The sequence below is a fragment of the Kaistella haifensis DSM 19056 genome (assembly GCF_000735695.2).
GTDB classification, from domain to species: domain Bacteria; phylum Bacteroidota; class Bacteroidia; order Flavobacteriales; family Weeksellaceae; genus Kaistella; species Kaistella haifensis.
In genome coordinates this window covers 11,429-25,752 of record NZ_JASZ02000020.1, presented here as the reverse complement: position 1 = coordinate 25,752, position 14,324 = coordinate 11,429, and the positions used below count along the sequence as shown (strand labels likewise).

Sequence of the window (14,324 nt, the reverse complement as noted above, 5' to 3'; positions counted from 1 at the left end):
CGATAATACAAAATTTATTTTAACTTTGTTTAAAATTACAAAGATGAATCTCACCATAGAAATAGAAAACAAGGAAGACTACGATTTCATCAAACAACTTCTGGAGCGGTTAAAGGGCGTAAAAGTTCTTCCACAACCCTATGAAATGATCGAAGGAGTTCCTGCTCATATCTTCGAAGCCATCGACAAATACGGTGAAAACCTAAAGGAGGAAGACATGATTTCAAAAGAAGAATTTTTTAAATTTATTGATGATGAAATATGCAGGTTGAATTCTCAAGAATAGCCAAGAAAAGTTTAAGGGAAAACATTGAATTTCTTGAAAAAATATGGCCACAACGTGAAATTGTTCATTTATTACTTGATATTAAAAAAGTGACTAATGAATTAGAAGCCGGAAAATACAAGCAATACCAAAAATCTCAATCCAAAACCCGAAGCGCATTAATCGGTAAAAAACACATCAGAATGTTTTTCCGAAAAGAAGATGAAAATTCAATCAAAATCCTATTGTTTTTCGACCTTCGTCAAAATCCTAAAAAAATACTCGACCTTTTAAAATGAAAAAAATCCTCCTAATCCTTTTTGCATTTTTATTTACAACAGCTTTTTCCAAGTCATTCCCAACCGAAGATTTACATCCATATCATGTTGGTTCTGTTGAATTTAACTATAATTCCAAAACAAAAACATTCGAAATAAGTGGCAAGTTTTTCTTGGATGATTTAGAAAACGCCTTGAAAGAAAAATACGGAAAAGCATTTCATTTTAATGATGAAAAATACAAAAGCCAGATTAACGCTTACCTGATTCAATATTGTGCAGAATACCTAAAGCTAAAATCCGATAATAAATTCCTGAAAATCAACTACATTGGCTACGAAGAAGACAGCGAATCCGTAAACATCTATTTGGAATCTGAAAAAACAAATCCTCCGAAAAAAGTAGAAACTGCTGTAAGTTTGCTCTACAATTTTTTCGATGACCAAATGAACATTATCCACATCATTGTCAACGGAAACCGAAAAAGCCAGAGATTAAATTATCCGGATCGGTATTTATATCAGAATTTTTAATGGTTAAAAGTCTCATTAATTCGCTGAACTTCCACCAAAACATCGGGGAAAAACGCATCAAAATGAACTTGTAACTGAGCTTTATGTTTTAGAAAAGCATCAAAAACAGCGGTATCTTTATCTAAATATTTCGCTTTGTTGAGTACATTTTGAATGGAAAATTTAATCCCTAAATCTTCCCGATAATTGTACAACCAATTGTCTTTTTCCATGTGATTGAGCATTCGAAGGAAGTTTTCCGGCAAAAACATTTCATGATTTCTCAAAACCCGATACACCCTTTCGGAATGGTCTTTCAATGTTTTATCGGGTAAAGAATTGGCCAAGAAATAATCAAAAGACACATCCACAAAAGCACCCGCATAAAGCCTCACCAAAGGACTGAACACCTTTTTAGCTTCATGAATTTCCTGATGCGCGTCGGTAAAAGTATCAATCGCGCGATGCAAAGTAATTCCTTGTCCGATTTTCTTAGGGAAAGAAAAACGGTCTTTGTTTCGGATAAAATCTTCCAAAAACTGCCCGACAATCTGTTCATCGGAAAACGTAAGATAAGAATGGGCAAGGAAATTCATAATTTGGAGGATGATGGATGAAGTAAGAAGGATGGAGGATCAAGGATGAGGTTTGAAGTTTGGAGTTTGGAGTTTGGAGTTTGAACAAATGTTTATTTTAAATTTTGTTTTTTGGTGAGGATGATACTTTTAATAATCTTTAATAAAGAAGTTGCCTTTTCATTCAGTTCTTGAAATTTACTTTCTGAAATATATCCTGATGCATTCAAAAGTTCCAGCCAGTAGAGGGATTCATCACACTCCTTCTGGGCAACGGCATTTTTATGGATAAAATCTGCCGGTGACTGTGCGTTTTTAGCCTCGCGAAGATTCGCTCCTACAGAAGTTCCGGATCGCAATAACTGCTTACTCATCACCAATTCTTTCTTTTCAGAAACTAAATATTTATAAAGTTCAATGATATCCAAAGCAAACTGGAAACTCAAATCACGGACTATATCACCCATAACTTCACTTTTTTATAAATTATTTCTATACTGTAAACACCACTTCAAAATTCATACTTCATACCTAATACTCCATCCTCCAAAATTCATACTCCATCCTCCAAACATCCTACTTCTAAAAAAGGTGCTCATGAAAATCCTCAATTTTACTTACCTCAACAATTGTAATCCCGAAATTCTTTTTTGGAATTTTATTTAAATTAGAGACAAAAATCTTGTCATAACCCAATTTTTCGGCTTCTGAAATTCGCTGTCCTATTTGGGAAACAGGACGAATTTCTCCGCTCAACCCTATTTCTCCGGCAAAACAGAAATGCTCGGAAATGGCAACATCTTCGTTGCTCGATAAAACCGAAGCAACCACCGCCAAATCCAAAGCAGGATCATCAGTTTTGATTCCGCCTGTGATGTTCAGGAAAACGTCTTTCGCACCCAACTGAAAACCTGCACGTTTTTCCAGAACGGCTAACAACATATTAAGCCGTTTCGAATCGAAACCTGTACAACTTCTTTGTGGCGTTCCGTAAACCGCGGTACTTACCAATGCCTGAATTTCGATAAGCATCGGGCGATTACCTTCTAAAGTTACCGCAACTGAATTTCCGGAAAGTTCCTCAAACTTCTTGGTGATCAAAATTTCTGATGGATTTTTAATCTCTTTCAATCCTTGCGAAACCATTTCGTAAATCCCGATTTCGGCGGTAGAACCAAAACGGTTTTTATTGGCGCGCAATAATCGGAACAGATGATTTCGGTCGCCGTCAAAATTCAAAACAACATCGACCATGTGTTCCAGAACTTTCGGTCCGGCAATTTGTCCGTCTTTAGTGATATGTCCAACCAGGAAAACAGGCGTATTGGTTTCCTTGGCGAATTTTATAATTTCATTGGAGCACTCGCGAATTTGGGAAACGGTTCCGGGCGAACTTTCAATCAACTGACTTTGCAGGGTTTGAATGGAGTCGATAATTACAAAATCGGGAGCTAATTTTTTGGCTTCATGAAGAATTTTTTCTAATGAAGTTTCAGTGAAAAGATAGCAATGTGGATTCTGAAGTTCCGTCAATCGATCGGCACGCATTTTAATTTGGGAAGCACTTTCTTCACCGGAAACATAAAGAATTTTTTTCTTCATTTTCAAAGCCAGTTGAAGAAGCAATGTAGATTTTCCGATTCCCGGTTCGCCACCGATTAAAGTAACAGAACCTAAAACAATTCCGCCACCCAAAACACGATTGAGTTCTTCGGAAGGAGTTTTAATTCTCGGTTCTTCGTAAGTTTCTACTTCAATAATATTGATGATATGCTGTTTCGATCGGTCGGAATAGCTTTTAGCAGGGGATTTTTCAACAATTTCTTCTACCAAAGTATTCCATTCGCCGCAGTTTTTGCACTGCCCGAGCCACTGTGGGTATTGTGTCCCGCAGTTCTGACAGAAATATGCTTTTTTCACTTTTGCCATGTTGCGAATTTCCTGCTTTTTTTTCAATTAAGCAGATTTTAGTCAAAAAAATAACCGCCTCTGAGCGGTTATTTTGTAAGAAAATATATGATACTACTTGGCAACAATATTTACCGTAACCTTAATCGCATCACCGGTTTTTTATACCCATAAAACCTGGTCTTTCCATTCCGAAATCCGATAATTTAAGGTTTTCTGTTCCTGTAATATTATAAGATGCACCGTTTTTAACTACATTTACCGGGAAGCTGACGTCTTTTGTAACTCCTGCTATTGTGAGTTTTCCGGCTAAATTACCTTTACCTACACTTAATGAAGTCGCAGTGAAACTGATGTTCGGGGCTTTATCAGCTTTCAGAGCGTCATAAGCTTTGTTATCCATCATTTTTCCTTTGGTACTTTTCAGGTTTTTTACAGGCATATTGAATTTAACATTGGTAATGGCGTTTCCGTTAATGGTACCGCTGAAATTAGCGGAAGAGGAGGTCATGGTCCAGTCGTGCATTGGAGAAGTTCCGTCAACAGCGATTTTTGTAGATTTACCTGTAATGTTTTGTGCATTTACAAAACCAAAAAAAGTAACAGCGAACAGGAGCATTACGGATTTAAGAGTATTTTTCATTTCTTTAATATTTAATTGTTTTCTGTTTCTTGGACCTATTTTCTAGTGTAAAGTTAAGCGCACTTTTTCGTAATTAAAAATGACATTTCTTACCCCAATCAAGCTTTAACTGTTTGAAGACCAACATATTGAAAATTTTTCAATCATCCATCTTAATTTTCATGACTTTCGACAGTATTAATTTGTCCCGCGTTGCAAATTCACTTAACTTTGCACAAACCTAATCTAATGAGTAAAAAGAACACCAAATACATCTTCGTAACGGGAGGTGTAACTTCGTCTTTGGGAAAAGGAATTGTTTCCGCTTCTTTGGGACTTCTCCTAAAATCCCGAGGCTTCAATGTCACTATTCAAAAGCTTGATCCTTATATCAATATCGACCCAGGAACCTTAAATCCTTATGAACACGGCGAATGCTACGTTACCGAAGATGGCGCGGAAACAGATCTGGATTTGGGACACTACGAAAGATTCCTGAATTCTGCCACTTCGCAAAACAATAACGTAACGACCGGGAAAATCTACCAAACCGTTATCGAGAAAGAAAGAAAAGGTGATTTCTTGGGGAAAACAGTACAGGTAATCCCTCACATCACCAATGAAATTAAGCGAAGAATAAAAATTCTTGCTAAACAAAATTACGATATCATCATCACCGAAATAGGTGGAACGGTAGGCGACATCGAGTCGCTTCCTTATATTGAAAGTGTACGACAGTTGAAGTGGGAACTCGGCGAAAGTAATTCTATGGTGATTCACCTCACATTGCTTCCTTACCTTGCTTCCAGCGGTGAACTCAAAACCAAACCATCACAGCACTCCGTGCGTCAACTGATGGAAAGCGGTATCCAAGCCGACGTTTTGGTATGTCGCACCGAGCATAAAATCCCAAAAGAACAGCGTGCAAAACTCGCTCAGTTCTGCAATGTTTCATTAGATAATGTCATTGAATGTCGCGACCTCGAAACTATCTATGAAGTTCCGCTTTATTTGCAAAAACAAAACTTTGATGATGTTGTTTTAAAGGAGCTCAACCTGAAATCCGACAAAGAGGCTGATCTAAAAGATTGGAAAGGTTTCCTGAAAAGGTACCAAAACCCTAAAAAAACGGTCGAAATTGCTTTGGTTGGTAAATATGTTTCTCTTCAAGACTCCTATAAATCTATTGCTGAGGCATTTATCCACGCAGGAGCAGATCTGGAAACCGAGGTTAATGTACGATGGGTGTATAGTGGCGACCTCACCGAAGCTAATATTCAGGAAACCCTAAGAGGAATCGACGGAATGCTGATTGCACCAGGATTTGGTGACAGAGGTATAGAAGGTAAAATTTCCGCAGCCAAATTCGCGCGTGAAAATAATATTCCTTTATTAGGAATATGTTTAGGAATGCAAATCATGACGATTGAGTTTGCCAGAAACGTTTTAGGATACGCCAAAGCCAACTCTATGGAATTCGACACTTCCACTCCCGATCCGGTAATTTCATTAATGGAAGAACAGAAAAACGTAGTTCACAAAGGCGGAACCATGAGATTGGGCGCATGGAAATGCAGCCTGAAACCCAACTCAACACTTTTTGAAATATACGGAGCCAAAAACATCTCCGAAAGACACCGCCACCGATACGAATTTAATTCCGAGTACAAAGAAGAATTCGAAAAGAATGGACTTGCTCCTACCGGATTGAACCCGGAAACCGGATTGGTGGAAACCCTGGAACTTAAAAACCATCCTTTCTACGTCGGTGTGCAGTATCACCCAGAATACAAGAGTACGGTAGCATCACCTCATCCGCTCTTTAAAGCATTGATAAAAGCAGCAACCAAAAAATAAATTCCAGAGAGATAAAAGACGCCATGTTTTTTATCTCTCTGTTTTTAAATGAGTTGACAAAATATTCTTCATTGACAAAAAATTCTGTATTTTTGTCAGCCAAAATTAAAAGGTCCAGTGTTTGAACAAAAACCTGCCTAATCATCAAATAATCAATTAAAAAAGATGCAGCAAAATAACGGTTTAGATAAAAATCAACTGATCAGTTTCGCCCTGTTTTCACTCATTCTTATCGGTGCGATGTTTTATTTCCAAAACAAGCAAACCCAAGAACAAGCATTACTGGATGCACAAAACAAAGCTCAAACCACGCAAACCGCAGTACAAAACACCACCAAACCCGCTTTGGTGACCAACTTGAACGACAGTGTTAAGACCACTTCCATCCAGCAGGTACAACTGAAAAACAAAGAATTGACCGTAGGAATTTCTACTTTGGGCGGGCAAATCACTACTGTGCAGCTTAACGAGTATAAAGCTTACAATAAAAATACTGACAAAAACGACAAGGATTTATTGATTTTTGATAAAAACAATTCTTCTTACGGATTTCAATTCAAAGATAAAACAGGCAAAACCTTTAATACTAAGGATTTAGTTTTTATCCCGATTCAGAACGGAAACAGCGTAACCATGCAAGCTAATGCCAATGGTGCCGTGATCCAATTCATCTATACTTTGTTGGATAAATACACCGTTGATTTCAATGTGAAAACCCAAGGTTTATCGCGTTTGGTAGCAGATTCCAAAGCTGATTTTGTGTGGGACTTTAGCGCAAGACAAATGGAGAAAGGCCGTTCACAGGAACAGACGCACACCGAATTTAATTACAGTTTCAACAATTACAAGAGTTTCGATTACGACGGTAGAACCACTATGGAAGAACCCGACGAAACACTGAACTGGCTTGCTGTGAAACAACAGTTTTTCTCGGCCGTAATTGAACCTCAGCACGGTTTCAAAAACTCTAAAGGCTCCCAAGAGATGATCGAAGAAGGCGAATTCCTGAAAAAATTCAACTTCAACGGACAAGTAGATTTGGCAGGAAACGAACTAAACCAAAACTTCAAATGGTACTTTATGCCATTGGATTTGCCTTTATTAAAATCTTACAACAAAAATTTTGACGAGTTACTCCCATTAGGTTGGTCGTTTATCGGAAGTTTGAACAGATGGTTCTTTATCCCGATGTACAACCTGATCTCCAGTTGGGGATTAGCAGCAGGTTGGGTTATTTTCTTAATGACGATTATTGTGAAAATCATTCTTTCACCGGTCATGTTCAAGCAGCATAAACTGAGTGCAATGATGAAGGTAATTCGCCCGGAAATCGATGAGGTCAATGCCAAATTCAAGGATGCAGATCCGATGAAAAAGCAACAGGAAATCATGGCCATCTACCGAAAAGCTGGAGTGAACCAAATGGCAGGCTGTTTACCGGCATTGCTTCAGGTCCCGATTTTCTATGCCCTGTTCCGATTCTTCCCGAATATGATTGACCTTAGAGGTAAAAGTTTCTGGTTCGCAAAAGATTTGACTGCTTACGATGATGTGATTAAGCTTCCGTTCAATATTCCTTTCCTGGGTGAGCATTTAAGTATTTTCGCGATTGCGTGTACGGTAGTGATTTTAATTTATACGGTAATGACTTCCGGAAACATGCAGCAACCACAGCAAGAAGGCATGCCGAATATGAAAGTATTGATGTACATCTTCCCGATTACTTTCCTATTCTTCCTAAACACTTCAGCTTCCGGATTATCTTGGTATTACTTCGTTTCAAATGCCATCAACATCCTTATCATTTTAGTCATTAAATATTGGATTCTTGATGAGAAAAAAATCCATGCTCAAATTCAAGCTAACAAACAAAAAGAGCCGAAAAAAGAAGGCAAATTCCAGAAAAGAATGCGAGAAATGATGGAAAAAGCACAGGAACAACAAAAAATGCAACAGCAACAACAACCTGGCAAAAAGAAATAACCCTTCTTCAACCTGAATAATTTATAAAGCGGAAAGTAATTTTCCGCTTTTTTTGTTTATTTACTTCAACCTTTCTCCATTCTATATTCAACCTTAAGCCCAATCATAGTGCTATCATCTTCGCCATATCTCTATAGTAAGTCCATACTAAGTCAATAGAATATCTATGTAAAATATAGATTTACTACTGATAATCTATTTTAAAAATTTGTATATTCGTAGAAGATAACTACAAGATAGTGAGGCTTATTCATAAAGGATTAGCTGATTATCGGTTTCAATTAAAATACCTTTTTATTATGGCACGATTGAGTAAAAACGGATTAATCAGTGGGGGAATATCGAATTTGGTTTTTGTAAACCAAGGCGATCGAAATGTTGTCCGAAGTAAACCAGACCAAGTAAGACAGAGCGCAAACACAAAAAAAGCGGCAGGTATTTTCGGGTACATCAGCAAGCGAGATGCGCAGTACCGCCGAAAGCTGATGCAATTGTGTAAACTCGTAACCGATGACCGCTACGCCTACCGACATCGAAGTCAGTTCTATAAAATGGCAACGAGTCACAGGCACACCCTGCAAGGTGATGTTTCGATTGTGGAAGGGAATCCGAAATTGATGGAAGGTTTCGGGTTTAACAGACATCTTGAGTGGCAAAACACCTGTCGCTTTTTTCCGCAAATACAGTTGGATGCAGAAATGCGCTCGATGACCATCGCCATTCCGAAACTAGTGTGGAACCGAGAACTGAAAGCTCCCCCAAAAACACACACTGCAAAATTGCGCATTATTTGTATCGCCGCACTCCCCGATCTGGAAAATTACCCGAATGTCGAATTGTTAAAAGAAGTGACTTTGGAAGTTTATCCCGGAAAGCAGATTGAGGAAACCCGCTTTACCTTAACAGAGCTTCCTGAAGGACAACTGTTGTTTGTGATTGGTGAAATCCGTTTTCAGCAGTCGCGTGTACAGCAAAATGGGGAGTTGCTCACTACAGCGAATAGCTATTTTTGGGGAGGGAGGATTGAGATAAAAGAATAATATACATGCGCATTGTATATGTTTTGTAGTCTTCTGTACTTTTGCCTTGATGCAAAAGTACCAAAAGATCAAGACTGGAAGCTCGACTAAAAATAAACAAGAAGTCCTAAAATCCCCAAAATTGCTGATCTTTTGATATTTTCTTTTGAGTCAGCGAACCGCAAGCGGTTTCGGGCGGAAACAAGATTAATCTGCTAAACAAGATTATTGCCGCCACTCAAACAGTGGGGATTTGCTTCATCTTTTTTATTTTTTTAAGGAATCAGCGAACCTTGCCTTCGGCAGGTTTCTTAACGGACTTCTTATTTATTTTCTTAACGTCTCCGCTTCCTAGGTCGTTCATTGACTATGTAAAAGAAAGGATTTGAATTTAATAAACGGAGAACTTAAACGGTAGCAATGGTTTTGTGTAAGCTATAGCCATTGTAAGTGATTTGTGTTGCACTGTACTTTTGCCTTGATGCAAAAGTACCAAAAGATCAAGACTGGAAGCTCGACTAAAAATAAACAAGAAGTCCCAAAATCCCCAAAATTGCTGATCTTTTGATATTTTCTTTTGAGTCAGCGAACCGCAAGCGGTTTCGGGCGGAAAAAAGATTAGTCTGCTAAAGTTTTTTTAACCGCAAAAGCATCAAAAGTTTTTGTTTTATGAAAAGATTTTTTTTGAAATACAAAGACGCTACGCTTTCAAAATCAATCGCTCAATTATCTTGCAATTTATTTCCTTAACGTCTCCACTTACTAGGTCGTAATTAAGTGATTGTTTACAATGCTGATTGCTCTATTTAATAACAAAGCATCCCTAATTAAATTTAAAACATTAAAAAAAACAAACACCCACGAAGGAGCTACTTGATAATGTCGATGGTGTAATCGAGACGGAAAGATCGTCGGTGATGAATGGTGGGACCGTACTTGTTCAAAGCTTGCTGATGTTGCTTGGTAGCATAGCCCATATTGGTAGCCCAGCCATAATCTGGGAAATCTTTGTGAAGCGCGATCATCATCCTGTCTCTGTAGTTTTTTGCTAAAATAGATGCCGCCGCGATGGAAAGGAATTTAGAATCCCCTTTGATGATGCATTGATGAGGAATGAAAGGATAAGGGTGAAACTTATTGCCATCAACAAGGATGAATTTCGGTCGGGTGGTGAGCTGATCCAATGCCAAATGCATGGCGTGAATACTTGCATTCAGAATATTATGCTCATCGATAAAATCCGGGGCGACCTCTGCAATGGCATAATCGACCACATTGTTCCGGATGTAGTCGTCTAACTGCAACCTGGTTTTGAAGGTGAGTTTTTTGGAATCATTGATTAAATTTTGCTGAAAATCCTCATCAATAATCACCGCAGCCGCCACTACCGGACCGCATAAGCAACCCCTACCTACTTCATCGCAACCCGCTTCAATATATTGCTGAGACCAGCTTTTTAACAATTCCATAAAACTGATATAACTATAATATTAGACCCATGTTGTGCATTTAGTAAAAAAAACATAACTATTTGATTATATGTTCTTTTGTCTTGAAACAAAAAGAACCAAAAGTTCAAGACTGGAAACTCCGGCTAAAATTTTAAAGTATTCCCTAAAATCCCCAAAACTGCTTCTTCTTTTTATTCTTTTCTTTTGAATCAGCGAACCGCAAGCGGTTTCGGGCGAAAAGACAAGGGTTTTATAAAACTATATTTTGGCCGCCACTCAAACAGTGGGAATTTGCTTCATCTTTTTTATTTTTTTAAGGAATCAGCGAACCTTGCCTTCGGCAGGTTTTTTAACGGGAATTCTATAAAATTTCTTAACGCCTCCGCTTCCTAAGTCATATTAAACTACTTTCAATAAATCACTTCTCCTCTAAACACAACTGATTATTAGACAAAAAATCGAGAGGTAAAAATACAAACTTTCAGAGGAATATAAAGATGAATAACGATAGAAGCCAACATTCAGCATTGAATGAACCCAAACCACTAAAAACTGGAAAGATGGCATAAAAAAAATGGAAAAGAGAGAAAACAAAGAGGAATTTGAATATAAGCAGCTAATTTCAGCGAAAAAACAGACGCAAAAACATATATGTTTTAAATTGAAATTAAGTTAAATTAACCTAAAAATATTTACAACATTAAAGAAAAAACAAGTTAAAAAAAATCGATAATTTAACATTAAGTTAATATTTAAGTTAAAATCATCAAAAAACACCCCTTAATTTTGACAAATTAACAGAAAACCCGAAAATATTAGTAAAAACACATAGAACCCATAAAAATGTTAGATTATTAAGAAATAATTAACAAAAAGTTTGGTTATATTAAGAAAGTTTTGCACATTTGCTCCAATGAAAAAATTTAATTTGATATGAAAAAACTAACAACAAGCGTTTTAGCGGTAGTTTTGACTTCGTCATTTGCTTTGGTGAATGCACAGGTAGATACCACAAAAACGCAAGATATCGAAGGCGTTGTAGTAACAGCCTTGGGTATTAAAAGAGAAAAAAAATCTTTGGGATATGCATCTCAGGAGATTTCGGGAGAGAACATTTCAGAAGCTGGTCAAACTAATGCATTAAGTGCTCTTTCAGGTAATGTAGCCGGTGTACAAGTAACTTCTCCTTCTAGTATGGGTGGCTCCACAAGAATTACCATGAGAGGAATCAGTTCTATCACAGGTGAAAACAGACCCTTAATCATCGTTGACGGCGTTCCATTGGACAACAGCAACGTGAATAATGTTGACACTCAAAGAGGATCAGGTGGTAGAGATTATGGCGATGCCGCATTTGACATTAACCCAGATGATATTGAATCAGTAACGGTACTTAAAGGTGGTCCAGCTGCTGCACTTTATGGATCCAGAGCGAGTAATGGAGTGATTTTATACACAACCAAAAGTGCGAAAAAAGGAAGAACTAATGTAGAATTTAACACAGGTGTATCTTTCGAGAGTATATATATTTATCCGCAATTACAAAAACTCTACGGTGGTGGTTTAGCGAATTCTCTTCCAACTGCAACAATTGGTGGCGTTACTTATAATATTGCCGATTATGGGATGGATGAAAGCTGGGGACCACGTTTTGATCCAAACTTGTATTACCTTCCTTGGAATGCATTTGATCCTGAATTTGCCAATGACTATATGAAGACCATCCCATGGGTAGCATCTGAAAATGATGTTGATTCCTTTTTTGAGGTTGGGACACAGTATACGAATAACCTGTCTGTAGCAAAATCTTTTGAGAAGTCAAACCTGAGAGTCTCTTATACCAATACTAACATCAATGGTGTCGTTCCGAACTCTTCAATTGAAAAGCACAATTTCAATATCAATGCAAACAGTGAACTTTCTGAAAAACTAAAGATAGAAACTTCAATTAATTTTGTACAAACCCACGGTTTCAATAGACCTGAACAGGGTTACGGCGACAACTCCGTAGCTCAAAAATTTTTCCAGTGGGGGCAAAGACAATTAGATTTCTCTAAACTGAAAGACTATAAATTAGCAAATGGGATGCAAAGAAGCTGGAACAGAACAGCTTGGGACGATGCAACTCCAAAATACTCTGACAACCCTTACTGGACAATCTATGAAAATGTTGCAAACGATAAGAGAAACAGATTCTTTGGTAATGTAGGTTTAACATACAAAATTCTACCTAATTTATATGCCGTCGGAAAAGTGTACGCGGATATGTATTCTCAGGATAATGATTCCCGTGTTGCTATCGGTTCTCAGTCAACCTCTGGCTATGCAACCAGTACAAGAACTTTCAGCGAGTACAACTATGAAGGTAGAGTACACTGGAATCCAAAAATCTCTGATGATTTTTCATTACAAACATTTATAGGGGGAAATATCCGAAATAGCAGACTTTCAAGAATATTTGGCCAAACAGTTGGAGGATTGGTTCAGCCAAATTTCTATAACCTTAAAAACAGTGTGGAAACTCCTTTAGCGCAAAATGACGACTTTAACAAAATGGTGCATTCAGTTTTTGGATCGTTATCATTAGGATTTAAAGAAACATTATTCCTTGAAGCTACTGGAAGAAACGACTGGTTCTCCACGACTGTTCACGATGGTTTTTATCCATCTGTTACTGGTAGTTTCGTTTTCTCTAATCTTATTGACGCAAATTGGTTGTCTTTTGGTAAAATTAGAGCAGGTTGGGCAAAAGTGGCAAGTGATACAGATCCTTACCAAATAAACAATTTCTTCAACCAACCCATTAATTTCGCAGGCTCCCCTCGATATACCTTGACTACGCAGAACAACAACAAGGAATTAAGACCGGAAATGAAAGATACCAAAGAGATTGGTATTGAGGTTAACTTCTTACGAAACAGGTTAGGATTTGATGTAACTTACTATGATGTAAACATTACAGATGCAATCCTTCCTTTAACTATTGATCCTGCAACAGGTTTTAGAAGCCAACTAGTTAATGCCGGTAAAATCAATAACAAAGGTGTCGAAGCAATGGTTTGGGCAACACCGGTAAAATCTGATGATTTTAGCTGGACGCTAAACTGGAATTTCGCTAAGAATGATAACGTTATTGAAGAACTATATGAGGACGTAGAGACTTATCAGCTTACTACTGCACCGTTCAGAGCAAGATTAATGGCTGTTAAGGGAGAATCTTATGGTTCTATCTATGGTACAGACTTTACTTATGATGCAAACGGAAACAAAATTATTGCATCTAATGGTAGATATGCACCTTCTAGTATCAAAAACTTAGGATCAACACTGCCTGATTACACAATGGGGCTAAGAAATACCGTAAAATACAAGAACTTTACCTTATCTTTCTTGTTCGATATGCAAAAAGGTGGAAAATATTTCTCAACTTCGCATATGTGGGGAATGTATTCTGGTATGATCGAAGAATCCACACTTGGCGGAGACAGATCGCAGGGAATTATCTTGGAGGGTGTATTAGCAAACGGAAGTCCAAACACTCGTAAACTTACTGCACAACAATACGGCGCAATGCACTACAACACAGTGGACGCACTTAATGTTTTTGATGCAGATTATATCAAACTTAGAGATCTTACCTTAGGTTACGACCTGCCGAAATCTCTAATTGGAGGATTCTTGGAAGGTGTAAGAATTACCGCGTTTGGTAGAAACTTATTTGCATGGGGACTTGACTGGAAGGGTATGGATCCTGAAAACACAAGTTACGGTTCCGGTAACATTCAAGGTCTCGAAGGAGGTTCACTTCCTTCAACAAGACAATATGGTGTAAACGTAAACTTTAAATTTTAATT

General features: G+C 37.7%; 12 protein-coding genes. 7 read left to right on the top strand and 5 right to left on the bottom strand.

The window, feature by feature from the left end:
* Positions 1-43 precede the first annotated feature (43 nt).
* Genes AP75_RS09495 through AP75_RS09485 form a run of 3 tightly spaced genes read left to right on the top strand, consistent with a single transcriptional unit; the run spans position 44 to position 1,076 of the window.
* Positions 44-286 carry a hypothetical protein gene (locus AP75_RS09495; protein ID WP_088264456.1) on the top strand — a complete coding sequence of 81 codons (243 nt, stop codon included), beginning with the start codon at positions 44-46 and terminating at the stop codon, positions 284-286.
* Positions 262-564, top strand: coding sequence for a hypothetical protein (locus tag AP75_RS09490; protein WP_031501525.1), 303 nt, complete (start codon positions 262-264; stop codon positions 562-564). The genes AP75_RS09495 and AP75_RS09490 overlap by 25 nt, the downstream gene beginning before the upstream one ends.
* Entirely contained in the window at positions 561-1,076 is a 516-nt protein-coding gene (locus AP75_RS09485) for a DUF6702 family protein (RefSeq protein WP_031501524.1), read from the top strand. Before AP75_RS09490 ends, AP75_RS09485 begins: the two co-directional genes overlap by 4 nt.
* On the opposite strand, the gene AP75_RS09480 is transcribed toward AP75_RS09485, so the two are convergent.
* The 4 genes from AP75_RS09480 to AP75_RS09465 form a co-directional block, all read right to left on the bottom strand.
* Positions 1,073-1,651 (bottom strand): acyl carrier protein phosphodiesterase, encoded by a 579-nt coding sequence (locus AP75_RS09480; protein WP_031501523.1) that lies wholly within the window; start codon positions 1,649-1,651, stop codon positions 1,073-1,075. The genes AP75_RS09485 and AP75_RS09480 overlap by 4 nt on opposite strands.
* Positions 1,652-1,743: 92 nt before the next feature.
* A complete protein-coding gene (locus AP75_RS09475; RefSeq protein WP_031501522.1) occupies positions 1,744-2,097 on the bottom strand; it encodes a four helix bundle protein in 354 nt (117 codons plus the stop codon).
* A 115-nt stretch (positions 2,098-2,212) separates the two neighbouring features.
* Positions 2,213-3,559 (bottom strand): DNA repair protein RadA, encoded by a 1,347-nt coding sequence (radA, locus tag AP75_RS09470; protein ID WP_031501521.1) that lies wholly within the window; start codon positions 3,557-3,559, stop codon positions 2,213-2,215.
* A 130-nt stretch (positions 3,560-3,689) separates the two neighbouring features.
* A complete protein-coding gene (locus AP75_RS09465; RefSeq protein WP_031501520.1) occupies positions 3,690-4,181 on the bottom strand; it encodes a YceI family protein in 492 nt (163 codons plus the stop codon).
* A gap of 228 nt (positions 4,182-4,409) precedes the next feature.
* Here AP75_RS09465 and AP75_RS09460 point away from each other — a divergent pair, with 228 nt between their 5' ends.
* From AP75_RS09460 to AP75_RS09445, 3 genes are all read left to right on the top strand, one after another.
* Positions 4,410-6,017, top strand: a complete 1,608-nt coding sequence (locus AP75_RS09460; protein ID WP_088264454.1) for a CTP synthase — start codon at positions 4,410-4,412, stop codon at positions 6,015-6,017.
* 165 nt (positions 6,018-6,182) lie between these two features.
* Positions 6,183-8,000, top strand: a complete 1,818-nt coding sequence (yidC, locus tag AP75_RS09450) for a membrane protein insertase YidC (protein WP_088264450.1) — start codon at positions 6,183-6,185, stop codon at positions 7,998-8,000.
* Positions 8,001-8,299: 299 nt separating this feature from the next.
* Positions 8,300-9,040 (top strand): hypothetical protein, encoded by a 741-nt coding sequence (locus tag AP75_RS09445; protein WP_051872554.1) that lies wholly within the window; start codon positions 8,300-8,302, stop codon positions 9,038-9,040.
* 848 nt (positions 9,041-9,888) lie between these two features.
* Here AP75_RS09445 and AP75_RS09440 read toward each other — a convergent pair.
* Complete coding sequence (locus AP75_RS09440) at positions 9,889-10,488, bottom strand: ribonuclease HII (RefSeq protein ID WP_031501519.1); 600 nt, start codon at positions 10,486-10,488, stop codon at positions 9,889-9,891.
* 915 nt (positions 10,489-11,403) lie between these two features.
* On the opposite strand from AP75_RS09440, the gene AP75_RS09435 reads away from it, so the two are divergent.
* Complete coding sequence (locus tag AP75_RS09435) at positions 11,404-14,322, top strand: SusC/RagA family TonB-linked outer membrane protein (protein WP_088264448.1); 2,919 nt, start codon at positions 11,404-11,406, stop codon at positions 14,320-14,322.
* Positions 14,323-14,324: the final 2 nt, after the last annotated feature.

What these genes read in the sequence shown, in the direction of transcription:
- AP75_RS09440 (WP_031501519.1), bottom strand. Translation starts at nt 10,488, where the DNA reads ATGGAATTGTTAAAAAGCTGGTCTCAGCAATATATTGAAGCGGGTTGC.
- AP75_RS09465 (WP_031501520.1), bottom strand. Translation starts at nt 4,181, where the DNA reads ATGAAAAATACTCTTAAATCCGTAATGCTCCTGTTCGCTGTTACTTTT.
- yidC (WP_088264450.1), top strand. Translation starts at nt 6,183, where the DNA reads ATGCAGCAAAATAACGGTTTAGATAAAAATCAACTGATCAGTTTCGCC.
- AP75_RS09475 (WP_031501522.1), bottom strand. Translation starts at nt 2,097, where the DNA reads ATGGGTGATATAGTCCGTGATTTGAGTTTCCAGTTTGCTTTGGATATC.
- AP75_RS09480 (WP_031501523.1), bottom strand. Translation starts at nt 1,651, where the DNA reads ATGAATTTCCTTGCCCATTCTTATCTTACGTTTTCCGATGAACAGATT.
- AP75_RS09485 (WP_031501524.1), top strand. Translation starts at nt 561, where the DNA reads ATGAAAAAAATCCTCCTAATCCTTTTTGCATTTTTATTTACAACAGCT.
- AP75_RS09435 (WP_088264448.1), top strand. Translation starts at nt 11,404, where the DNA reads ATGAAAAAACTAACAACAAGCGTTTTAGCGGTAGTTTTGACTTCGTCA.
- AP75_RS09495 (WP_088264456.1), top strand. Translation starts at nt 44, where the DNA reads ATGAATCTCACCATAGAAATAGAAAACAAGGAAGACTACGATTTCATC.
- AP75_RS09490 (WP_031501525.1), top strand. Translation starts at nt 262, where the DNA reads ATGCAGGTTGAATTCTCAAGAATAGCCAAGAAAAGTTTAAGGGAAAAC.
- AP75_RS09460 (WP_088264454.1), top strand. Translation starts at nt 4,410, where the DNA reads ATGAGTAAAAAGAACACCAAATACATCTTCGTAACGGGAGGTGTAACT.
- AP75_RS09445 (WP_051872554.1), top strand. Translation starts at nt 8,300, where the DNA reads ATGGCACGATTGAGTAAAAACGGATTAATCAGTGGGGGAATATCGAAT.
- radA (WP_031501521.1), bottom strand. Translation starts at nt 3,559, where the DNA reads ATGGCAAAAGTGAAAAAAGCATATTTCTGTCAGAACTGCGGGACACAA.